This is a genomic window from Pseudomonas sp. SIMBA_068, from assembly GCF_046534705.1.
Classification (GTDB): domain Bacteria; phylum Pseudomonadota; class Gammaproteobacteria; order Pseudomonadales; family Pseudomonadaceae; genus Aquipseudomonas; species Aquipseudomonas putida.
Window position 1 is genome coordinate 1 of the sequence record NZ_JAWRYI010001925.1, and the last position, 228, is coordinate 228.

Consider the following 228-nt stretch of genomic DNA (forward strand, 5'->3'; position numbering starts at 1 on the left):
GCTGAATTTAATTTACACCTTGATCATATAGAGGCTGATAAAAGCATTCACTCGGTGGTACTTACCTCAGCAAGCGACAAAAGCTGGTCGCTGGGTATTGACCTTGAGTGGATGGCAAACCCAAGCATTTTACCAGCGGCTATTTCTGACTTTATGTTGCAAATAACACAGTTGCTACAACGTATTGTTACGTTTCCTATGCCTATTATTGCAGCCCTCAATGGTCAT

General features: G+C 42.1%; 1 protein-coding gene. It reads left to right on the plus strand.

The window, feature by feature from the left end; genetic code table 11:
* Positions 1–228 (plus strand): enoyl-CoA hydratase/isomerase family protein (locus tag SB756_RS36505; RefSeq protein WP_410914143.1); only part of this gene is annotated, 228 nt, incomplete at both ends.